The sequence below is a fragment of the Paenibacillus prosopidis genome (assembly GCF_003337375.1).
Lineage (GTDB): Bacteria > Bacillota > Bacilli > Paenibacillales > Paenibacillaceae > Pristimantibacillus > Pristimantibacillus prosopidis.
Genome location: NZ_QPJD01000009.1, coordinates 113471 through 136870 on the forward strand (window position 1 = coordinate 113471; position 23400 = coordinate 136870).

Annotated in this window: 17 protein-coding genes and 1 pseudogene; 13 read left to right on the forward strand and 5 right to left on the reverse strand. The window is 47.0% G+C overall.

The genetic code is table 11. The features are described from left to right. Nucleotides 1-231: 231 nt before the first annotated feature. The 8 genes from DFP97_RS15430 to DFP97_RS15465 all read left to right on the forward strand — a co-directional run bounded on the left by DFP97_RS15430 (nt 232) and on the right by DFP97_RS15465 (nt 11967). Nucleotides 232-1995 (forward strand): cache domain-containing sensor histidine kinase, encoded by a 1764-nt coding sequence (locus DFP97_RS15430; protein ID WP_114381085.1) that lies wholly within the window; start codon nt 232-234, stop codon nt 1993-1995. Continuing rightward, complete coding sequence (locus tag DFP97_RS15435; RefSeq protein ID WP_114381086.1) at nt 1992-3611, forward strand: response regulator; 1620 nt, start codon at nt 1992-1994, stop codon at nt 3609-3611. The genes DFP97_RS15430 and DFP97_RS15435 overlap by 4 nt, the downstream gene beginning before the upstream one ends. A 101-nt stretch (nt 3612-3712) precedes the next feature. Further along, entirely contained in the window at nt 3713-5023 is a 1311-nt protein-coding gene (locus tag DFP97_RS15440) for an ABC transporter substrate-binding protein (protein WP_114381087.1), read from the forward strand. Between the two features lie 119 nt (nt 5024-5142). After that, nucleotides 5143-6090 carry a carbohydrate ABC transporter permease gene (locus tag DFP97_RS15445; protein ID WP_114381088.1) on the forward strand — a complete coding sequence of 316 codons (948 nt, stop codon included), beginning with the start codon at nt 5143-5145 and terminating at the stop codon, nt 6088-6090. Between the two features lie 4 nt (nt 6091-6094). Beyond that, nucleotides 6095-6940: a carbohydrate ABC transporter permease gene (locus tag DFP97_RS15450; RefSeq protein ID WP_114381089.1), complete on the forward strand. Its 846-nt coding sequence runs from the start codon at nt 6095-6097 to the stop codon at nt 6938-6940. A gap of 94 nt (nt 6941-7034) precedes the next feature. Beyond that, a complete protein-coding gene (locus tag DFP97_RS15455) occupies nt 7035-9809 on the forward strand; it encodes a winged helix-turn-helix domain-containing protein (RefSeq protein ID WP_114381090.1) in 2775 nt (924 codons plus the stop codon). A 117-nt stretch (nt 9810-9926) separates the two neighbouring features. After that, nucleotides 9927-10592, forward strand: a complete 666-nt coding sequence (locus DFP97_RS15460; protein ID WP_114381091.1) for a DUF4386 domain-containing protein — start codon at nt 9927-9929, stop codon at nt 10590-10592. Between the two features lie 76 nt (nt 10593-10668). Then, the gene (locus DFP97_RS15465; protein ID WP_114381092.1) at nt 10669-11967 is read left to right on the forward strand and encodes an MFS transporter; all 1299 of its coding nucleotides are present in this window, start codon (nt 10669-10671) and stop codon (nt 11965-11967) included. A 5-nt stretch (nt 11968-11972) separates the two neighbouring features. Here DFP97_RS15465 and DFP97_RS15470 read toward each other — a convergent pair whose 3' ends face one another. Continuing rightward, on the reverse strand, nt 11973-12833 hold the full coding sequence (locus DFP97_RS15470; protein WP_114381093.1) for an SDR family oxidoreductase: 861 nt from the start codon (nt 12831-12833) through the stop codon (nt 11973-11975). A gap of 260 nt (nt 12834-13093) precedes the next feature. On the opposite strand from DFP97_RS15470, the gene DFP97_RS15475 reads away from it, so the two are divergent. Then, nucleotides 13094-14392, forward strand: a complete 1299-nt coding sequence (locus DFP97_RS15475) for a glycosyltransferase family 2 protein (RefSeq protein ID WP_114381094.1) — start codon at nt 13094-13096, stop codon at nt 14390-14392. Between the two features lie 6 nt (nt 14393-14398). On the opposite strand, the gene DFP97_RS15480 is transcribed toward DFP97_RS15475, so the two are convergent. Beyond that, nucleotides 14399-14599 carry a hypothetical protein gene (locus DFP97_RS15480; protein ID WP_114381095.1) on the reverse strand — a complete coding sequence of 67 codons (201 nt, stop codon included), beginning with the start codon at nt 14597-14599 and terminating at the stop codon, nt 14399-14401. A 26-nt stretch (nt 14600-14625) separates the two neighbouring features. Next, a complete protein-coding gene (locus tag DFP97_RS15485; RefSeq protein ID WP_181873541.1) occupies nt 14626-14919 on the reverse strand; it encodes a DUF2642 domain-containing protein in 294 nt (97 codons plus the stop codon). A 373-nt stretch (nt 14920-15292) separates the two neighbouring features. Here DFP97_RS15485 and DFP97_RS15490 point away from each other — a divergent pair, with 373 nt between their 5' ends. Both DFP97_RS15490 and DFP97_RS31565 read left to right on the forward strand, forming a co-directional pair. Beyond that, entirely contained in the window at nt 15293-16177 is an 885-nt protein-coding gene (locus DFP97_RS15490) for a mannose-1-phosphate guanylyltransferase (RefSeq protein ID WP_245976287.1), read from the forward strand. A 22-nt stretch (nt 16178-16199) separates the two neighbouring features. Beyond that, on the forward strand, nt 16200-16364 hold the full coding sequence (locus DFP97_RS31565; protein WP_245976289.1) for a hypothetical protein: 165 nt from the start codon (nt 16200-16202) through the stop codon (nt 16362-16364). A gap of 486 nt (nt 16365-16850) precedes the next feature. Here DFP97_RS31565 and cysC read toward each other — a convergent pair whose 3' ends face one another. Next, a complete protein-coding gene (gene cysC, locus DFP97_RS15495; protein ID WP_245976290.1) occupies nt 16851-17477 on the reverse strand; it encodes an adenylyl-sulfate kinase in 627 nt (208 codons plus the stop codon). Between the two features lie 344 nt (nt 17478-17821). Further along, complete coding sequence (locus tag DFP97_RS15500; RefSeq protein ID WP_114381097.1) at nt 17822-18616, reverse strand: sulfotransferase family 2 domain-containing protein; 795 nt, start codon at nt 18614-18616, stop codon at nt 17822-17824. Nucleotides 18617-19236: 620 nt separating this feature from the next. On the opposite strand from DFP97_RS15500, the pseudogene DFP97_RS15510 reads away from it, so the two are divergent. Both DFP97_RS15510 and DFP97_RS15515 read left to right on the forward strand, forming a co-directional pair. Continuing rightward, a pseudogene (locus tag DFP97_RS15510) lies at nt 19237-19998 on the forward strand (GDP-mannose 4,6-dehydratase). 750 nt (nt 19999-20748) lie between these two features. Next, nucleotides 20749-22773 carry a glycosyltransferase gene (locus DFP97_RS15515; protein WP_114381099.1) on the forward strand — a complete coding sequence of 675 codons (2025 nt, stop codon included), beginning with the start codon at nt 20749-20751 and terminating at the stop codon, nt 22771-22773. Nucleotides 22774-23400 lie beyond the last annotated feature (627 nt).

The following is a 23400-nucleotide window of genomic DNA, read 5'->3' on the forward strand; positions in this document are numbered from 1 at the left end:
GCTTCAGGATGCGGGCGTGATCGATACCGGGCTTTACGGGCAGCTAATGTTCAAATGTCCCAATTGTGGATTTAGTTCAGGAAATAATAGAGCGGAAGGCCAGCTGGTTATCCAGGCTGGCCTTTCCTATGGTCCAAAGAAGTATGAGCAGAGGAGATCCCGAGAAGAGCGTCGAAGTAGGCCTGAATATTTTCAACATATGTACTAACATTTTCCCGTTGATGAGGTAAAATGAAACAACTAAACTATATGGACAACAGAAGGGAAGAGCGCCCGATGTTCAAACGGATCCGCATGAAAATATTTATCGCCATGATACTGACGACCGCGCTTCCATTGTCTATCACGTCCGGCATCATCCTGTATCAGGTTTCTCAGGACGTCCAGAAGGATATCGAATTCGCCCGCAGCCGGATCAATCAAGACTTGAAAGGCCGCATCGGCGAATTTTCGCATGCGCTAAATGAAACCGCTTACCAAATTTATTCGAACCCGGACCTGATCGAGAGCATTGCGCTCAAAAAAGAATTTCTCACCGATAGCCGCACGTATGATACCGTCCGTGATATCCGCGAGTTTTTCCTCTCCGTATACAATCAGTCACCGGAGAAGGACATTCTCGGCATGTACCTCATACGGTCGAACGAAGACGTGCTCGGCAACTTTTTCCCGAAGCTGTATCCGGATATGGACGCCTCCTATTTCCGTTCGTTGCTGCAGGAATCCAAACGTGCTGGCGATAAGCCGAAGACACTGATCCGCTACCGCAGCTTGTACAATGAGCCGATCATTCAATTTCTGTATCCTGTCCGTTACCTGGGAAATCCGACCGGCCTGCTCGTCATCGATTTGAGGGAACAGGGGTTTAGGCAGCTTGTCGAATCGTACAATTCCTTCTACGACGGTCAAATCGTCATTACAGATTCCTCGGGTGATACGATATACCATACCGATTCGACCCAAGCCGGAGCAAAATATGTTTCAAAGCCAATCGACAGCCGCACAAATGCGATCGAAACGGAATTAGGCTCCTCCGGCTGGCGGCTTCATTACACGTTCGATATCAATCCGAAACAGATTTTGTACAGGAATATTGCTATTCTCATTATTATTGTAACCGCTCTTCTAGCTGTTAGCATTTCGCTCTTGCTCAGCTATAGCATGACGAAACCGATCATTCATATGCACCGCAAGATGGGAAGGATACAAATCGGCGATTACGATGCGAGGGTGGAAGTGAGTACAAGCGACGAAATCGGATTTCTGGGTAACCAGTTCAACCGGATGGCGGAGAAGATCCAGCAGATGATCGAACATGATCTGAAGCTTCGGCTCATGAATCAGGAGACGCAAATTAAAGCGCTGCAGGCGCAGATATCGCCGCATTTTCTGTTCAACACGCTGCAGATGATGTCGGGGATCGCGGAAGTGAACAACGTCCCGGACCTGAAGCTGATTTGCATGTCGTTAAGCAGCATGTACCGTTATAACATGAACATTCAGAACGAGAGGGTACGGATACGCGACGAGATTATGCATATCCGTAATTACCTCGTCATCATCAATAAGCGATTCCCCGGACACATCCGGATCCAGATCCAAATTGAACCGGAAGCGGCGGACATGCTTATACCGAAGCTGATTTTGCAGCCGATCGTGGAAAACGCGGTCGAGCATGGGCTTATCCCTAGCCCCGGCGAACGGAAGCTGCTCAAGCTGTCTGCTCGGGTAGACCGGGAGGATGGCTGCCTTTATTTATATGTATTGGATAACGGCAGCGGCATGGGAGAGTTGGAACAACGGGCCATTGCGGACATTTTGGGAAGAGAACAGCCTCTGGCGGAAGAGGACAGCCCGATCGGGCTATTCAACGTTCATTCGCGGATCCGGCTAATATGCGGTGAGGGTTACGGTATCCGCATCCGCAGCAAGGAAGGCAAAGGAACCTGCGTTATCTTCCGATTGCCCTGGAGGGAGGAGACCTTAGAAGCATGAAAGTAATTATTGTTGACGACGAATTGGCCATACATGAACAACTAAACAATCTAATTCCATGGACGGAGCTCGGCTGGGAAATCGTCGGACATGCGTACAATGGGGAAGAGGCGTGTCGGTTGGCGGAGAGTTTTAGGCCGCATTTGGTCCTGACCGATATCCGTATGCCGCTCATGGACGGACTTGGGTTCATGGAATGGCTGAAGGGCTCGGGACATGCCCCCAAAGTGATCGTGCTAAGCGGCTATGGAGATTTTGAATATTCGCGTACCGCGTTTAAGCTGGATGCTTTCGACTATTTGCTCAAGCCCGTCAAGGAAGCGGAGCTGCTGACCGTGCTTGACAAAGCGATGGAGCAGATTCATCAAGAATCGAAGAATCAATCTGATCGAATTAACGAAAAAGCGATCCTGAACCAGGGGCTAATTCTCATGCAGGACGAGTTTTTTACGCAGGCGGCCGGTTCGCCGCAGATTGAGGAAAATGAGCTTTACGTTCGCGCAGAGCAGCTCATGATCGCTCTTCCGGAGGGCAGTTATTCGGCTGTCGCCGTCAAGTTCGTCGATGCGGAGGACAATGTCCACCTCCGCTATGAAGGGGACCGGTCAGTCTTTTTTTTCGCAGCGAGAAATATCATTCAGGAGACAGTGGGCAAGACGGTCCCGGTATTTAGGAAACTGCAGAAAACAGCCGAGTTCGTATTTCTATTTCCGCTTTCTTCCAGGCATGACGGAGCTCTCCTGACTCTGCTCTCCCGGCTTCACCGCTCGCTGGAGCTCTGCTTGCGCACGCAGGCGAGAATCGGGGCGAGCGCACCCAAGCAGCGGATCGGAAAACTGTTCGCGGCTTACACCGAAGCGGTTCATGCGCTGGAGTCGCTTCGGCTCGGCGATGAGGAGGCGATTGCGCTTTACGGGCAGCCGACAGGCGGAGGACGGAAGGACGGCGTACGGGCTACTCCGGCTGGCGGCGGCTGGAAAGAAATCGGGCTGCTGCTTGACATGCTGCTCGAGACGGGCGCTATCCGGGACGGAGAGGTTCTTCTCACCAAGCTGGAGGACGCGTTCCGTGAAGAATCCGTAGCTGCGATGAGCGGCACGGAATGGAAAAAGGCAGCGGCGGACTTGCTCGTCAAACTGGAGAGCCATATCAAGGACGAAGATTCTATTATGCTCATGAATGAAGCGAAGGCCGGAATTTTGGAGCTTCGTACGGGGCAGGTGAAGGAGTCGCTGCGCAGGCTTATCGAGAGCCGCCTTCAATCGGCTGCAGGCGAAACCAAAACCAAGAGCGGCAGGCAGCTGATCGAAGTCGTGAAAAAATATATCGATGTTCACTATAAGACGGTATCGCTCGAAGAAATTTCCCAGCGGTTTTACTTGAACAAAAATTATTTTTGCTCGCTGTTCAAGAGCGTCACGAGCGAAAGCTTTGTTGAATATTTGACGGTGCTCCGCATGGAGCATGCGAAGCGGCTGCTCGCTACGAGCGATTTGAAAACCTATGAGATCGCGGACATGGTCGGTTATTCCGACCAGCGTTATTTTAGCCAGGTGTTCCGCAAGTATACCGGCATGAAGCCGACGGAATACCGGCAATCGAGCGGCCAATCTTAATATTTTAAACATGTTGGTGAATTTGGCGGCATACCGACGGGATGGAACGCGCCTTAGAATAAAGACGTAAACAAATTCTGTCAAATGGAGAGGGGTACACCATGAAAGCAAAAAAGAGACTTTTCGGATTGGCCGCGGTTCTGGTTCTGTCAACGGCTCTAGCAGCATGCGGCGGCAAAAACAACGAGCCGGCCGCATCACCAACCGGTAATGCCGAACCGGCGCAAGAGGCCGTTACGCTCGATTTTTGGGCGGCGCTTGACCCGAGCACGGACGAAGGCAAAACGATTCAGGCGAAAGTAAAAGAATTCGATGACAGCCATGCGGAGATCAACGTCAATCTCCAGGTCATCACGTACGACGTCATGCACGACAAGCTGGTGGCGGCTATCAACGCTGGAGACGCTCCCGATCTGAGCTGGGGTCTGAGCGAATGGTTCGGCGAATTCAACAAGATGGATGCGCTTCAAGACTTGACGCCTTATTTGGATAAATGGGCGGACAAATCGAACATCTATCCGAATGTGCTGGAGGCTTTGACGGTGGAAGGCAAAACAAAAGCGCTCCCGAACTATCTCGGCATCCGCGCCCTGTTGTACCATGAAGATATTCTGAAAGCGGCAGGCATAACCGCCCCTCCAAAAACGTGGGACGAACTTCTTGCAATGGCTCCGGTGATTAAGGAGAAAACGGGTAAGGAAGCGTTCGGCATCGCCGGGGCCGGTGTCCGTTCTCCGCAGGAGCTGATCATGTACCTGGCGCAAAACGATGTGACACTAGCGGATAAGCAAGCAGACGGCAAATATAAAAACACTTGGCAGGACAACCCGGACCAGCTGGCCAAAGCGGCCGAGGTATTCAAGTTTTACCAGGATCTGCTCGCGGCTAAGGCAATCCAAGCGGACGCCAAAACATGGGGCTGGGAAGAAGAGGACCAGAACTTCGTTCTCGCCCAATACGCGATGGTCGTCAACGGTCCGTGGATCGAAGGGCGCAGCAGCGAAAACCCGGATGGCATGAAAGACGTTAAAGTCGCGGCACCGGTATACAAAAATAAACCGGCCACCTTCATGGAAATCGCACCTCTGTACGTGTACAAATCGGAGAATCCGGACCAGGCATGGGAGTTCGCTTCCTATCTGCTCGGCGCCGAATACCAAAAAGCAGTTAACCCCGGCAAAAACCCGCGCAGCGACCTAGTCAACGATAGCGGATGGGGCAAGGATTTCATGGCGTTGGCCTCACAAGGCGTTGTGTTCCCGGCTGTTTCCCTCGGCGGCATCACGAAAGCGATGGAGGATTCTCTTGCCCGTGCCATGCTGAAAAACGATAAGCCGGAAGATGTGGCGAAATGGCTCTCGCAAGCAATTAACGACAGTCTGAGCAAAACCGGCGAACTGAGCGGAAGCTGATTACAAGCTGATTTGAACGGGCAAGCATAGGACGGATACCGTAGCAGGAGTAATAGCGCTCCCAAGCCTATGCTTGCTTTTTTATTTCTATAAAATTCTTGATAAATGTGGTGAATGAGATGAAACCGATCGAACTGGAACGTCCAGCGAAGCGTGCGGGGAAATGGCGCGCTGTTGCGATGACGCTTAGAGAGAAGAGAACAAAACGGCTTGCCTATTTGTTTGTGCTGCCGGCCTTGCTTTTTTTTGTACTCCTCAACGCCTATCCGCTCGTTACCGTCCTATTGGACAGCTTTCAGTTCAAGAACCTGATGAACAAAGCATTAAGCGGATTCGCGGGACTCACGAACTACAAAGAAGTCGTTCAAAACGAATACTTCCGAACGGCGCTCAAGAATACGGCCGTATGGACGATCCTGTCCGTGGCCGGGGAATACGCACTGGGACTTTTATCTGCCCTTGCATTGAACCAGCAGATTAAAGGAAGAACGCTGTTCCGCGCCATTATCATCATTCCTTGGGTCGTCCCGATCGTTATAGCGGGTATGACATGGACGTGGATGCTGACGCCGGATTACGGCATCATCAACTTATGGCTCGTCAAGCTTGGACTGCTCAAGGAGCCTTACTACTGGCTGGGCGAACTGAATACGGCTCTTCTGACCGTCGTGTTCGTCAACGTCTGGCGAAGCTTTCCGTTCTATACGATCAGCTTATTGGCCGGCTTGCAATCGGTATCGCGGGATATCGTAGAAGCGGCCGCTATCGACGGTGCGGGTGTACGCCGCCGCTTCTGGTACATTGTGCTGCCGCAGCTCAAAACCGTATCGCTGACCATCGTGTTCATTCATATCATTTGGACGGCGATCAACTTCGATTTCATTTGGGTTATGACCGAAGGCGGTCCATTGTATTCATCAGAGACACTGCCTATCATGATTTACCGCTATGCTATGCAGGATTATAACTTCGGCAACGCTTCCGCGCTTGCTTCCATGATGCTCGGCTTTATGATCAGCGGATTCATTTTATATTATTTCTTCAGTGTCAGAAAAAACAGGAGGTGATCAAATGCTGATTAGCAGAAGCAAACAAAGGTTTTTAACCTTACTGACCTATGCGGTGCTGATTGGGTTTTCCGTATACTGCCTGTTCCCGTTTCTGTGGATGCTGGCTACGTCGATTAAGCCGGATGCGGAAATCCGGACGGTTAATCCGACATTCTGGATCAGCGCGCCGACTTGGAAGCATTTTGAAAACGTACTTCACGGATCGGCATTTCTGACCTTTTTCAAAAACAGCGTGTTCATCTCGGCAGTGACGACTGGCGCGTCGCTGATCATCTCGATCTTTGCGGGCTATGCGTTAAGCCGGTTCGTCCGGTTCCGCGGGGTGAAGCTGTTCGGCATCGCCATGCTGCTGTCGCAGATGATACCAGGCGTGCTGCTGCTGATCCCGCTTTACTTGGTCATGAAGAACCTGTCTCTAATCAACACGTACTCGTCGTTGATATTGGCTTACACAACGTTCACGGTACCGCTTTGTACGTTTATGATGAAAGGATTTTTCGATTCGGTCCCGTTTGAAATGGAAGAGTCGGCGGAAATCGACGGCTGCTCCCGTGTGGGGATCATCTTCCGTATTTTAATGCCGGTTTCACTTCCAAGTCTCGTTGCCACTTCGCTGTTCGCTTTCCTGAACGCCTGGAACGAATTCATGTTCGGTTTCGTGTTCATTAACGACGAGGAGCATCGGACGCTTACGCCCGGTATCAGCCTGTTCAAAGGGCTGTATCAGACGGACTGGGGCAGCATGATGGCGGCATCCGTCATGAGCGTGCTGCCGGTTGTGATCATTTTCGTATTCTTGCAGAAATTTCTTGTTGAAGGTATGACGGCCGGGGCCGTAAAGGGGTAAACATAGATGAGCGAGTGGATTCGGATTGAGGAAAACGGACTGCATTTGCTGTTTTTAAGTTGATGACAGAGTGCTGCAGTGTTATATTTGATCAATGAATATGCTAATTTTATCCACTAAAATATATATCCCTCCGCTTCGGACTAAAGTGGTATTACGCCCTCGTTTGATTGAGAGGTTGAACGAGGGACTGCACCGCAAACTGACCCTCATCTCAGCCCCAGCCGGCTTTGGTAAAACCACACTGGTCAGCGAATGGATCGCCGGTTGCAGGCGACCGGTCGCCTGGCTGTCACTGGATGAAAGGGATAACGATCCTGCACGCCTTCTTAAATACCTCGTTGCTGCTTTACAGACGATTGCGGCGAATATAGGAGAAGGCGTGCTTACCATGCTCCAATCGCCTCAGCCACTGCCAACCGAATCGATTCTGACGATCCTGCTCAATGAGATTACTACCATCCAAGACAATTTCGTCCTTGTCTTTGATGACTTCCACGTTATCGATGCTAAACCGACTAATCATGCACTCACCTTTCTGCTCGAGCACCTGCCGCCACAGATACACATTGTTATCATAACTCGCGAAGAGCCGAATCTACCCCTGGGTAGGTTACGCGTCCGGGGCCAATTGACCGAACTGCGCGGGACAGACTTGCGGTTTAACTCCTTCGAAGCCGCCGGATTTCTCAACCAGGTGATGGGCCTAAACCTTTCATCGGAAGACATCGCCGCCTTGGAAACCCGCACCGAAGGATGGATTGCCGGCCTACAATTAGCCGCGATATCCATGCATGGACATAAAGACGCCGCCAGCTTTATCCAATCTTTCACCGGCAGCCACCATTTCGTACTGGACTATCTGGTTGAAGAAGTTTTGCAAAATCAGTCCGAAAGCGTTCAGACATTTTTGTTGCGCACGTCTATCCTCGACCGCCTGTGCGGTCCGCTTTGTGATGCCGTTCTGATCGACCCTTCATCTTCCGGGCAAGAAACCCTTAAATATCTCGAACGGACCAATCTGTTCATCGTCCCCTTGGATAACGAGCGGCGTTGGTACCGCTATCACCATCTCTTTGCTGATTTGCTGCGGCAGCGTCTGCACCAGAGTACTGTCTCTTCTACAGAGGGTGTCGAGAGAAGCGTGGCCGAATTACACCAACGAGCCAGCGTGTGGTATGAAGACAATGGTCTGGAGATTGAAGCTTTTCACCATGCTGTTGTTTCCAATGATATTGAACGCGCCGCGCGACTGGTTGAAGGAGAGGGGATGCCCCTGCACCTTCGCGGCGCGGTTGCCCCTGTACTCAATTGGCTGGAGTCGCTGCCGGCTGAGGTAATGGATGCTAGGCCTTCGTTGTGGGTGATGTATGCTTCGGTGTTAGTGGTTGCCGGCAAACCAACCGGCATCGAACAAAAATTGCAGGCTGCTGAAGCTGCCATGCAAGGTGCCGAGCCAGACGATAAGACCAGAGACCGTGTTGGACTTATTGCCGCCACACGAGCCGCATTGGCTGCGTTAATCATTGCCGGCCAACCGACAGCCATCGAACAGAAATTACAAGCTGCTGAGGCAGCCCTGCAAGGCACCGAGCCAGACGACAAGACCAATGACCTTATAGGATATATTGCCCCCATACGGGTTGCGTTAGATTTCCACCAGCACCAGGTAGAAGCCATCATTGCGGAGTCGCGACGCGCCCTGGAGTTTCTGCACCCCGAAAACCTGTCTGTTCGCACTGCCGCTGCCTGGATGCTGGGGGTTGCCTGCCAGCTCCAGGGGGATCGTGCCGCTGCCAGCCAGGCTTATAACGAAGCTTTATTTTACAGCCAGGCGATTGGGGATAACAACATCACCATAATGGCTACAATCGGCTTGGGCAACTTAGCGGAAGCAGAAAACCGGCTCTATATGGCGGATCAGAGCTACCGGCGCGTCCTGCACTTGGCAGGAGATCTGCCTCTGCCGGCTACCTGCGAAGCGCATCTTGGCCTAGCCCGTTTATGCTACGAATGGAACGATCTGGATGACGCTCTACAGCATGTGCAACAGAGCATCCAACTGGCGCGGCAGATAGAGAACACAGAAGGATTCATTGCCTGTGAGGTGTTTCTAGCCCGTCTGAAGCTTGCCCATGGAGATGTGACCGGTGCGGCCGCTACTTTGGCTAAGGCTGCTCAATCCGTGCGCAAGCATAACATCTTGAATCGGATGACTGAGATCGATGCCGCACAAGTGCTTACGCTGCTTCACCAGGGAAATCTGACGGCAGCGGCGCATCTGGCTCAGGCGCATGAACTCCCCATAAGCCAGGCACGGGTCCACTTGGCCCAGGGAGACACGTCCTCAGCACTGGTGGTGCTGGAGCCATTGCGCCAACAGATGTACGCAAAGGGTTGGGTGGATGAACGGTTCAAGGTGATGGTTCTTCAGGCGGTTGCTCTACATTTGCATGGCGCCAAGGACAAGGCTGTGGAGCATATAAATGATGCGCTGACGCTGGCAGAGCCGGGCGGCTTTATACGTATCTTCGTCGATGAAGGTTTGCCGATGGTTAGGCTCTTGTCCGATGCAGCTGCGCATGGGATTAAACCGGACTATGTAGGTAAGCTGATGGCTGTGTTTGAAGAGGAGCAGAAGAGAGACGACAAATTGCCCCCTGTCATACCGCTTATCGAGCCATTGAGCGAGCGTGAGTTACAAGTGCTGAAACTCATTGCCCAAGGACTCTCGAATCATGAGATTAGCGGGCGGCTTTTCCTCGCCTTGAGTTCTGTTAAAGGGCACAATCGGAATATTTTTGGCAAACTTCAGGTCCAAAGGCGCACCGAAGCAGTAGCGCGTGCCCGCGAGTTGGGTCTGTTGTAGCACAACAATACTTTAGTATCTATACGTTAATACCAAATTGTAGATATAATCCTTGTAAATGGAGCAGGTGGCATGGAAAGTTATAACCGGCCCCGTCCAACACAAAGGAGAGAGAAAATGAATTCAAACAAAAAGACTGCAAGAATTGTAGGCGTATTATTTCTAGTTGCCACGGCTGCTTTCATGATAGGTGATGGGGTTTTACAATCGGTTCTAAACCATCCTGAATTTCTTTCCAATCTCTATCCGGACAGAACTAAAGTTATAGCAGGAATATTCTTTGAGCTAATTAACTCCGCAGCAGTTGTGGGCATAGCATTGTTAATGTTTCCAATTTTAAAACAACATAATGAAGCTATAGCACTTGGGTACTTTGGGTCCAGGATAATTGAGTCTGCACTTCTCATAGTGAGTATACTCAGCCCGCTAGTACTAATAACATTAAGTGAAGAATATATAACCGCAGGAGCTGCGGGTGATTCCTATTTTCAAACTATAGGGCGTGCAGCTATTAAAGGACATTATATGGCCTTTGAAATGGCTATGTTGGTTCTTAGCTTGGGTAGTCTGATCTTTTGTTATTTATTATATAAATCGAAACTAATACCACGATTTATATCAGTCATTGGACTTATTGGATATGCAGCTTTGCTAGCAAGCGGCTGTTCAGCGATTTTCGGTTATGATATAGGAATGATCCTGTATATTCCAGGGGCAGTATTTGAAATCATTTTTCCAATATGGTTGATTGTAAAAGGTTTTAATCAGACAATGAAGTCTTGATAAAGGTTCATGCGGTATCCGCAATTGGGGCTGCAGATTCCAATCAAATAAACACCTAGAAAGGTGGTTCTGAGCGATGTCGCATGAACTCCAACGTATAAAAGAAATTCATTTACGAGATTACGATTCCCCGAATATGCAAAGACGATTGTATAAACGTACATTGATTATCGTAGTCATCTCACAAATATTTGGTGGTGCAGGACTTGCTGCAGGAGTTACTGTTGGAGCACTCCTTGCCCAGGATATGTTAGGATCGGAAAGTTTTGCAGGTGTTCCTGCTGCGTTATTAACCCTTGGTTCTGCTGTGGCCGCGCTGCTTGTTGGGCGTATATCTCAACGTTATGGACGTCGTGCGGGGCTCGCAACAGGATTCTTAACAGGAGGTATTGGTGCAATCGGAGTTGTGTTTGCGGCTGTAAGCCATAGTATTGTACTTCTTTTTGCTTCGCTGCTTATCTATGGTGCAGGCACGGCTACAAACTTACAAGCTCGTTATGCAGGTACAGATTTAGCAGCGCCTACACAGCGAGCAACAGCAGTTAGTATTGCAATGGTTTCGACTACATTCGGTGCCGTTGCCGGTCCAAACTTGGTAGATGTTATGGGGCGATTCGCTTTATCGCTTGGTATCCCAGCCCTGGCAGGACCTTTTATATTAGCAGCCGCAGCCTTCATCCTTGCTGGGTTAGTATTTTTAGCTTTCCTCCGCCCGGACCCATTTGTTGTAGCGAAAGCTATTGCCAAAGCCAAGACAAATCAGAGCAGCCCCTCAGACAAGACTACGAAAACAATTACAAGTAACAACCGTGGAATCTTAGTCGGGGCTACCGTTATGATCTTAACCCAGATCGTAATGATCGCAATCATGACAATGACGCCAATACATATGAAGCATCATGGACATGGTTTGGGTGAGATAGGCTTAGTTATAGGAATCCATATTGGCGCGATGTACCTCCCATCCCTCGTGACTGGTATACTTGTTGACAAGGTCGGCCGCACAGCAATGTCGTATGCCTCAGGCGGTGTTCTGCTTGCTGCTGGTATTGTCGCAGCTGTTGCGCCCGCCGACTCTATTTTGGTACTCATCATCGCACTCTCGTTGCTGGGACTTGGTTGGAACTTTGGCTTAATTAGTGGGACGGCTATTATCGTGGATGCGACTAATCCAGCGACCCGCGCCAAAACTCAAGGAACGATTGATGTCATGATTGCTTTAGCTGGGGCGTCGGGTGGAGCGCTTTCTGGTATGGTTGTCGCTCATTCCAGTTACGCAACTCTGTCCCTTGCCGGAGGTTTCCTCTCGCTTTTACTGATACCAGTCGTTATATGGTCCCGAAACAGGCGAAAAGTAGAAGTATCAAGAAATTAGCACTTTCACTTACCCCTGCGTGTCATTTCAGCTAAAGCATCCCATTGCTCAGAGGTAACCTCTGACAGACTATTGAATTGGCCGGCGCCCTGCAGCCATTCTCCTCCGTCAATGGTAACGACTTCACCGTTAATGTAGCCTGCATAGTCGGAGATTAGATAAGCCGCCAGATTAGCGAGTTCTTCTTTATCACCGATCCGCCGCAGAGGAACGCGGCTTATCATTTTCTCTTCTAGTTCCGGCGTTGGCGAGAGGCGTGACCAAGCGCCTGCCGTAGGAAATGGACCCGGTGCAATGGCAACCTGGCGGATGCCATATGGGGCCCACTCTACCGCCACAGACCGGGTTAAGGCTAATACCCCTGCTTTGGCTGCCGCTGATGGTACGACGTATCCCGAGCCATTGGATGCATAAGTCGTAACGATATTGAGCATGGTTCCGCTTCTTCCTTGCTTAATCCATCTTTTCCCGACCTCCAAAGTGGTGTAGAAGGTGCCGTGCAGAACGATATTCAAGACTGCATCTACCGCTCGGGGTGAGAGGCGTTCGGTAGGACTTATGAAATTTCCAGCCGCATTGTTAACCAGCACATCGATATGACCAAAACGGCTTTCCACCGCCTCCATCAGGTCATGAACCTGCGCAGGATCCCGAACGTCGCAGCTTTTGTAGAACACTTGGCTTCCATCTTGGATTAGGCTCATTTCCTCACTGGCTTTTTTCAACGTATCCTCACGGCGGCTTGCAATCGCAAGCTTAGCACCAAGCTCCAGAAACTTTTCCCCCATAGCGCGGCCGAGGCCGGTGGCTCCACCTGTGATGAGAACAACCTTGTCTTTTAATAGGTCTTTCGCAAAAGGTCCCATTTATTCATTCTCCTTTGGATCGAATGTTTGCGCTGAATGACTTTGTTATCTTATTCATATCAAGCAGAGCAAAAGCTTATGTTTCTGAATTAGAAAGATCGACCGGTATCAATCTGGAAAGTATGTACAACTGGGAGAGCTCATAGTCCATCACTAGTGCCATATGTAAGATCATATAAAAAAATGGACCTGCAAGCCTTTGCATGCTTCGGCATACACTGTAAATTATCATTCAACCCCGCAGGGAAGTGACCCCGATTATGCTTGTATTTATCCTAAATACGGATCATCAAGAATTAGCCCTGAGGCTTACGGAACATAGTGTCCGCAAAACGTTCGCGGATGCCCGGATGATTTCCGTACATGCCGATTATGCAGATGTCATAAACAGGGAAATACGGGAAGACTCCAGCTCATTTTTTATAACTCTTTTTGCGGGTGAACGCATCACCGATTTATTTTTTGAAGAATTGAAGGGCTGGCTCCGGAATCTTCCGGGCGATTCAGCAGGAATTATCTTGCCACCAATGAAACAAACACAATCTATTCCAAGAGGGCCTGTCATTTGGCGAAAAGAAGCCATCCTGACAGGAGATAATCCAGGCTTCTTAACAGCACGACACCTGCCGTTCGAGCACTATATACTGCTTGAAATGCAATTTCGCCTTTCCCCAACCTGGCATTGGAACGAAATACGGACGGATTCTTGGAAATGCCGGCAGAACCAAAGCGCCAAATGGAAGAACACCCGGGAGGAATGGGATTGTTTACACCCCGTTTTGGCGGCGAAGCCTTCAGCCGGCAGTTCCAGCGATCATCCATTGATCAGCGTAGTGATTTGCACGTACAACAATGCCGGATATTTAGAATGGGCTATCCGCAGCGTACTTGTTCAAACTTTCCCGGAGTGGGAGCTCCTGATTGTTGATGACGGGTCACAGGATGATACGGCGCGCATATTGGGTGATGTGACCGATAATCCCCGTATCTCCATCTTTCGCAATGAGGTGAACCGCGGGAAAAGCTTTTGTTTAAACCAGGCGCTTTCAAAGGCTGAGGGAAGTTGGCTGGTTGAACTGGATGCGGATGATTGGTTGACACCCGACTGCCTGGCTGTCTTTGCGGATAAAGTGAATAACATGACGAAGCAAGGAGCTTATTACGCCGATCATTACGAATGGTTTGAAAGAGACAATAAACAGCTGATTTTTCGCAAGAGAAAGTCCGCCCTATCCACGTTTTCGCCAGAAATACTGCTCGATCAAGCATATCCGCTTGCTCCGAGGTGTTATCATGTTCAATCGTTGAAGGAATTGGGAGGTTGGTGGGAGTCAGACCCCTTTGGAGGCCGATTATACGAAGATTTTCAAATGCTGATTCGATTATCCTTGAAACAACCTGTTCAGCATATAGACAAAGCATTGTATCATCGGAGACTCCGAAAGGGTAGCATGACAAGCTCTAATCACACCTGCTATGAATCTTGGAAAAGATGGTTTCATTCCATTATAGAACTCGGACAGAGTTTGAAAAAAAGTGAATCCAAAGGCTCCGATTAAAAAAAGTTAGACCGGAAGAATGCGTACGAATTCCGTATTAACTTCCAATACGGTGACTTGCCCCCCAGCCGAATATGCATCTGGAGCTGTCTGTACCGTAAAAAAACCATCGCTAACCCCGGACAATGTTCCTACAATAAATTGTGTGGTCTGAAAAACCTCGACGGAACGACCGATAAATCGTGCCAACGCTTGAGTAAAATCCATGCCAACTTACACCTCGATTCATAAATTTAGACAAATGTATTAATATCAGTAAGCGGGACGAGTACGATCGCGCCGGTAGGTTCGAGAATTGCCACGTAGTCCGTTCCTACTTCAATTAATGTACCTGAAATCGCACCGGCATCGGTCTCGACGACGATAGAGGTATTTAAGCGAGCTAGCAGAACATCTCGGATGCCCGGTGCTGTAGCTAGAGCACTGACCTGAGCCTGTAAAATGTTTACATCGTTGCGAATTTGATTGGTGAAGTCAGTGAGCCGCGAAATTTCTGCGGAAAGTCTGTTAATCCTACTCTGGTACACTCTTGTAATTCTTGCAATTTGCTGTCTCAGTCGCCTTAACTGTTTCAAAAAAGAATTCCCGGTCTTCTTTTTCTTTTTCCGACGACGGCAGAGTTTTAACTTTTTATGCGGAGGACAAGGTAATTTTTTAATTACTTTACATACACTCACTTCTTATTCTCAGCTCCCTTTGGTATGAGTTCCTTGTAATTTATGCAGGACGAATAGGGGGGGAAGCTAGTCTATACGAAGATGATGAAATCACCTAGACAAGCAAAGAACACTTACTTAGAACCTATGCTAAGAACAAACGCCGTGCCCGTCGGATCGCTGCTGACATATTAGTAACAATCGAATTTATCTAATATCAGATCCGGAGAAGGAGGGCCTATCTTTGCGAGTTAAAGCTGTCATTATGGCTGGAGGGAAAGGCACCCGGTTCTGGCCATATAGCCGGTCTCATTTTCCGAAACAATTTTTATCTATCCTTAATGAAGGAACCTTATTGCAAAATACCGTAAAAAGATTGAGATCATTTCTGCCCGTTGAGGATATTTATGTAACTTCCCTTCATAGCTATATTTCGCAAATAAGAAAACAGCTTCCCATGATTCCTGAAAAAAATCTAATAGCTGAACCGGTAGCGAAGGATACTGCCGCCTGTATCGGGTTTTCAGCTCTCAGGCTGACGGAGAAGGAAGATTCGGTTTTAATTACGTTACCTTCTGATCATTATATATCCGATCCGGAAATATACTGTCAGGCTCTGCAAACAGCAGTCCAAAGGGCGGAGCATGAAACCTGCGTCGTTACGATAGGCGTCAAACCGACCCGTCCCGAGACAGAGTATGGTTATATTAGAGTCTCTCAGAAGACGGCCTGCGACGATAATGAATTGGTACCGGTTCAACAATTTATTGAAAAACCGCGAGTTTCCGTAGCGCAAAACATATTTGCAGACGGGCAGCATTATTGGAATACGGGTGCTTTTGTATGGAAAACGTCTACCATATTCCAATTAATGGAGTCCCATTTGCCGGACTTGTATGAAAAACTATTGCAGATCAAGAAATTGATAGGACAAAAAATGGATTACAATCAGTTTTACACTATTTATAGTGAGATCGAAAAACAATCCATAGATTTCGGTATTATTGAAAAATGCCGCTCTATCTATATGGTCCCCGTTCAATGCGGATGGGACGATCTAGGTAAAGGGATGCACTTGAACAAACGGCCGAAAAGGATCATCAACAAAATATCGTATACGGACTCCTGAAGGAATCGACACCAAAAACAATGTGATTTACGGGAAATCCGATCAATTGGTCGCTACCATCGGAATAGAGAATTTGTTAATTGTTTCGACAAAGGACGCACTGCTCGTTTGCCGTAAAGACCGTACGAAGGATATAAAAGAATTATATGAATTATTGGATCAAAAGGGTTACAAAAAATATCTTTAATAGCCTGGAAACATTGTTTGGATATATAATAGATTGGTTAAACATAAGCGCCAAGATAGTCCAAATAAAAGCTCGGGCTTATAGCAAAACCGGCTTTATCTGAGCGGAAGGCCGGATATTCGTCCCGAAGGCGCTCATTTTAGCCGGATAGTGAGCTTTGGGACAAGCTCGGTTGCAATCGTCCGCTGACTTCCGGTAGCGGATTGATCTTCAGTGCGAAATTGTTGCAGAAGAAACTCGTCATCCAGATTGAATTGTCATCAGCAAGCGTTGGTGGTAAGTAGCCCTCGATCGAGATGGTAAATCACCATGAGGGAAGCCGCCTTTCATTTACGAAAAAAGGAAACCTGCCAGATCCAGTTTGGGTAAGTAAAAGGAAAGTCTCATTTTGGGACTTTCCTTTCATCGTCTCTAAATGACGTCAGACCTTTGACAGCGTACACCTTTAATTACCGGATATTATGGGTTAGCAGCAACATAGGCTTATTATTTCATCTCTTCGTCGAAATGAATAAATCCTTGCTGCCGCAAATAAGCGAGCACCTTTAGCGCACTTTTTTCAGAAGTTTCAAATTCAGTATCAATCATTAAGTCCGGATGCTCAGGTTCCTCATATGGATCGGAGATACCTGTAAACTGTACAACTTCCCCGTCAAGAGCGCGCCGGTACAAACCTTTTACATCCCTGTGAATACATTCCTTTAGAGAGCATTTTACGTATACTTCCACAAATGGATCGAGTTCATGTTTCAAATAGTCTCTCATCGCTTTGTAAGGGGTAATAAATGAGGCCAACACAATGATATGATTACGGGAAAGGAGCTTTGCAATAAATGCCGCGCGTTCGATATTTTTAAACCGGTCTTCTTGGGAAAATCCTAACTCTGCACAGAGATGTTTTCTAACTTCATCACCATCTAATATTTCGACCGAAAACCTGACCGCCGACAGCTTATCTTTAACCAATTGACAGATGGTACTTTTCCCTGCACCGGATAAACCGGTAAACCATACCGTAATTCCTTGAAATATTGATAAGTGTGTATTGAATTCTTTTTGCAATCTGTACATATGACGGAAAGTGATACGACTTAGGGAAGCCATGGATGACATAAACGTTGTTTACGGCCTGGAATCAACAGTCTTATCAGGCAGATGAACCGGCATTCGATAAGTTTGATGGACTTTCTCCTCCATTCGGGAGGCCATTGGGAGGTAATAAATTTCTTCAATATCCTGAACAAGATAAAACGGGATGCCTCGACCGCCCCGACTGGGGTCGCAGCTATTTAAAACGATGGACAAGGTCTTCCACCAGTCGCTATTTTTATAGCAACTAAGGCGAAAAGATGAGTATGAAATCCCAGATCAACCAAACTATCTAGATGTTCAACGACATTCTTGAAATCAATCGTACAGAGAACCTGTTTATGTTCAACTTAAGAACGTACTCGATTCTACCCATTACAATCAGGGTATACACCTTTACTATTACTATTATTATCCTTTAAAAAGGAATTCAGCTTTACTTTATCCTCTGTGTTTAATTCTTCAATTTGATTCATTAACTTTTCTTTTACAAAATTGTAGAATTTAATGTCGATTTCATTATTATCTTCAATAAGTTTAATAATCCCACTAGATAATTCATGTATTCTAGGTCTAATCTTTGTAACATTTGTCTTTCTATAATCAATATTTCTCCAACCTAGTTTCTCTTTCATTAAAAAAAAGGATTCAGCAAACATTTCGGTAATACCAGCTACTACAAAATACTTTTGAATATTTTGTTTAGCATTTTCTAACAATTTCATTTTTTCAGAATGGGAATTTCCAGAAATTAGACGGGTTTGTTTGTTCCTATTAGCAGGGTATTTGATATACTCCTCTAAACTAAAATTTAAAAGTTGATGATGCATTGAGTTATTTTTATCCAACCATGGTGGCCATGAAAAACTGTGTATAAAATAATACTCAGAGATTAATCTGTCAATTGGGTTTCTTAATAAGGTAACATACATAAATGGTTGGTTAAAATATTCGTGAATACCAAAAGGAAAATGACCTTGAACACACTGTGGTTGTGGCTTTGTTAATGAAATCTCTTTCAGTTTGTCATTTATTATCCTATCTTCTGTAAGGTAAACATTATATGTTAATTCTTTCGAGTAATTGTTATTAATAACGTGATTAAGAGATTCACCTCCAGTTTTTGCTATATGAAGATGTATTAACATTTTGTTGTTAACCAATTAATAATCACCTCTTAAATGTATTTTATGAACATACTGAGCTAGCTGCCTGTGCTTATAAGGAGGTTCCTAGAGCCTTGTTAAGGAGATGAACCGGAGAAACAATTACGGATGTAACATAAGAGATACAGTTTATCGACCTATTTCAAATCGTATCCCATATATTCAAAAAATGAGCAGCTCCCACTTTAGGTATAACAATATCATCTGGAAAACATCCCCTCATAAGACTATAAATCCATGCGAACCAGCTTATATTGCGTAACATGAAATACTGTCGGTATCGTTGTTTTTTAAGTTCTCCTCTGCCATGCTCATCACTCCCGTAATTATTCGTTTCCCTCTTCTCCCGTCTTAAATCTTCCACCTATTGCTTCCTTTTTTCAGTTCAGAACATCGTATGCTAATGTGAAAAATCCGTAATAAACGAATTCATCAAATTCTCTAATTTAGCCGGATTCTCCCCTATTAAAGGCAATCGCCGTGACGATATGTGTTCAGCTGACATATTGATATTACAGTTAGCCTAATTCGCCAGTATTTAATGGTGGGATTCGTAACATGAAAGCTTTATTACGGGAATCACCTACTTTGCCGGCAGCCATCTGGCCGAGTATTTATTGTCTCGCGGAAACGTTAAAGTGTATGGAACGTATCGGCTAAGAAGCCGAATGGAGCACATCCAGCATCTATGTAGAGCTTGTGGAGTGTGAATTGAAGGATCCCTATTCCGTGAATCGAATGAAATGAAATTCGTCTTGATTTAATTTTTCACCTTGCCGCTCAAAGCTTCGTCCCCACGGATACGCCTAATTAACAATAGTGTCAGCCGGATCAATATCTTTGAGGCTGTCCTAAAATACGACTCTGATTGCAAAATCCAAATCTCTTGCTCTAGCGAGGAATACAGGATGGTCTATCCGGAAAAAATGGCCATCATGGAAACGAATCCGCTGGGTCCGCTGAGTTCTTATGCAGTAAGCAAGGCTCAGGATTTTCTCGGCTATCAATATTATCAAAGCTATGGGATGAAATTCTTCCGTACCCGTACCTTCAATCATACCGGCCCGAGACGGGGGTAACATTTTGTTACTTCTAATTTCGCCAAACAAATTTCCAAAATTGAATTTGGTTTGCAGCAGCAGAAATTGTTAGTTGGCAATCTTCAAGCGAAAAGGGATTATACCGATGTAAGAGACGTTGTGAGGGGTTATTGGTTGTCTCTTGAGAAAGGCGAACCGGGTGAAGTTTATAATATCGTAGCCGGAACGGCAGTTACCATCGAAGAAATGCTTCAAACATTACTTTCGTTTACGGATGCGGAAATTGAGATAGAAGTAGATCCAATTCGTCTTCGTCCATCCAACGCGGAGATCCTATAGGGGGATTCCTCCGTGTTCTCGAGAAGAACCGGTTGGGTGCCGGAGATTCCGTTCGAGAAAAAGATGGAGGATTTGTTGAATTATTGGAGGCACATTCAGCACGAAAGAAAATAGGTACAGGATTATCCCAACCTTGAACATATTGATGGGGGATCCACGGACTCCGGGATCCCGGTTATTACAGCTATTTATTGAAGTGGAACATCTCGCATCTGTCCGAGATTTGGGATCCCCAACGACGCCGTCTACAACGGTTGGGCTTGGGGTCAAATGAAGGAAAAACGGAACTCGAAGGGGTAGTCGTAAGAAGATTCTCTGTAAGAACGAGAAACGAAAATTTATATATAGAGTAATTTTTAAAGTTCCTCAACAACCAACTATTAAATCTGAAGGATCAAATGCTGCTTTTCCAAGATACCATTAAAAGTGATTCAATCTATGGGGTCATAAAGGATCAAGGTTCCGATTATGTATTCATTTTTATGCTATACCAATAGGGAACAGCGATTTTCGAGACGAAGAGCAGACCTGAGCAAAGGTTTTTAATTCTTTGTCTGCATGATGAAAAGTTTGCTTTTGGATAATTTGAATTTGCTGATTGTTATCACGGACGATGTAGTACTGTTTTGTCATAAATCGCGGATGCAGGACATTCGACAGCTCTATTGTTGGATCACAAAGGATTTAAGTAGTTTATTTGACCTGGTGGAAACTTATCTATGAGGTTAACGATTATTGGAGGTATGCCGTATGGAGCGCAGCGATTTAATCGATTCCCTTAACTTTTTTCTAAAACAGAAAACGAACCTTTTTTTAAACAATCCATCTAGTTGTTTGGAACTGCCCGTATTCGAACAATCCATAATATCCATCATTTTGGTTGTATATAACAAAGCTGAATATACTTTTCAATGTTTAGAGACGATCATGGCCTACGCGGACGTACCGTATGAAATCATTCTGATCGACAACGCTTCGACGGACGAAACATCCGTATTGTTAAACAAGATCAAACATGCGGTTGTGATCAAAAATAACGAGAACGTCTGGTTTATAAGGGGCTGCAACCAGGGAGCATTGGCGGCGTCCGGCAAATGGCTGCTTTTTTTGAACAACGACACCCAGATTACTCCGTCCTTGCTATCGAACCTTCTGGAAACCGCTCAATCCACCGATCGCTGCGGTGCTGTAGGGGGCAAACTCGTCTTTCCGAACGGAAAGCTCCAGGAAGCCGGAAGCGTGATCTGGAACGATGGTTCCTGCAGCGGATACGGCAGAGGGGACGATCCGTTGAAACCGGAATACTCCTATACCCGGGAGGTGGATTACTGTTCTGGCGCTTGTTTGTTGGTGAACAAAGAGCTGTTCATGCAGGCGGGAATGTTTGATGAACAGTACATGCCCGCCTATTATGAGGAGACCGATTTATGCATGAAGCTTCGAAGTATGGGATATAAGGTCATGTATGACCCTTCGGCCATCATCATTCATTACGAGTTCGGCAGTTCCGAGTCCGATTCGGAACCGATAAAAATGCAAATTCGAAACCGGGAAAAATTTGTCGGTAAGTGGAAAGAGCATCTGTCTGCTTACTACTCGCATCTGACCGGGAACAGTCTGCTGACGAGGGAGCACGGCAGCGCCAAGAAGCTGCGCTTGCTGTTCGTCGAGGACCGTATACCGAATCCCGAACTCGGATCGGGTTTCCCCCGAAGCTATAAACTTTTGGAGCTTCTCTCCGAATACTGCCAGGTGACGTTGTTTCCCTTACAAATCCCGCAGAAAAGGGAGCAACCCTACACACGGCTCCTTCAGCGTAAAGGAATCGAAGTGTTATTTAATACGAAGGAGGAGAAGCTGGATTTCCGGCAGTTTTTCATCAGCCGCAAACATTATTACCATGCCGTTTGGATCAGCCGCCCGCACAATATGATGGAAATCATCTTTGCGATCCGGATGATCGACCGCAATATAAAAGTTATTTATGATGCGGAAGCCTTGTTTTCGTTCAGAGAAATTCTGAAGCTTGAGCTGCAGGGGAACACCTTGACTAAGGAGGACAAAAATGAGTTAATCCAAAAAGAACTCGATATGATCGGCAGAGCGGATGAAATTGTGACCGTATCCGAAAACGAGAAAGCATTACTTAACCAGTACGGAATCGATCGCGTAAACGTGCTGGGCCATTGCATGGAGAAAATACCGACTTTCAACAGCTTCGAGCAGCGTCAAGATATTTTGTTTGTCGGCGGATTTCTTGAATCCCCATCCCCGAATGAAGACGCGATGTTGTATTTTGTCCGCGAGATATACCCGATGATTCACCAGTTGACGGGAGCCCGGCTTTGGATCGTGGGAACGAACAGGTTACCATCGATCCAGCAATTGTCATCGGATTCCATCACGGTAACCGGCCAGGTGGATCGGTTGTGGGATTATTTTAATCAATGCAGGGTAGCTATCGTTCCCACACGATACGCCGGAGGGATCCCGATCAAACTGCTGGAATGCCTGGCTCACGGACTGCCGCCCGTGGTTACGCCGCTAATCGCGAAGCAATTAAGTCTGGATGAGCAGGTAGTGCTTGTAGGAAACGATCCGGAGCAGTTTGCCCAACAAGTCGTCAGATGCTATACAGATAAACAATTGTGGGAAAATCTTCGAAATAATGGGTTGAACTGGGTCGAACAAAAATACGGGCCGGAACAGTTCAAGGACGTCATAAGGGGAATCGTTGAATCATTCGTTCCATCCGGGAGGGATATAAACGCATGAAACCTTGAAAGCCTTGAAAGCCTTGATCCCATTATCACCGGATTCGCAGGCAGTCATCTCGCCGAATACCTTCTGTCTCGAGGAAGATGTGGATGTTTATGGAACTTAAAGGTTAAGAAGCCGGATGGATTATATGAGCAACCTCACGGGTGAAGTTGGCCTCGTCGAATGCGAATTGCTGCCCAAAGCTTCGTCATGACCTCCTGGAATTCACCACGGACACCCTAATCGGTCGGTCAGATGAACATCTTTTAGAAGACGTACGTAAGCTAGAGATCGAGAACAAAATTCAGATTGCCTGACCAGCGAGAAGTAAGGGGTCGTATACCTGGAAGAATCGCCGATCAAGGAACGAACCCGCTGCGACCGTTAAGCCCGTATGCGGTGAGCAAGCTATCCCAGGACTTCCTAGACTACCAGTATCATCAAACGGGCTAAAGGCCGTTCTGACCCGAACGTTCAATCATACGGGCTAGACAACTCCCGAACTTTCGTACCATTTAATCGGGTTCGATCCGAACCGATGAAGGAAGTGCCCGCAACGGTTTTCACTGCTGAACTTGGATTTCTTGTAGAAGAGAAATATGTATCAATGGATTCCAAATCAACTGCAAAAAAAAGAGAATA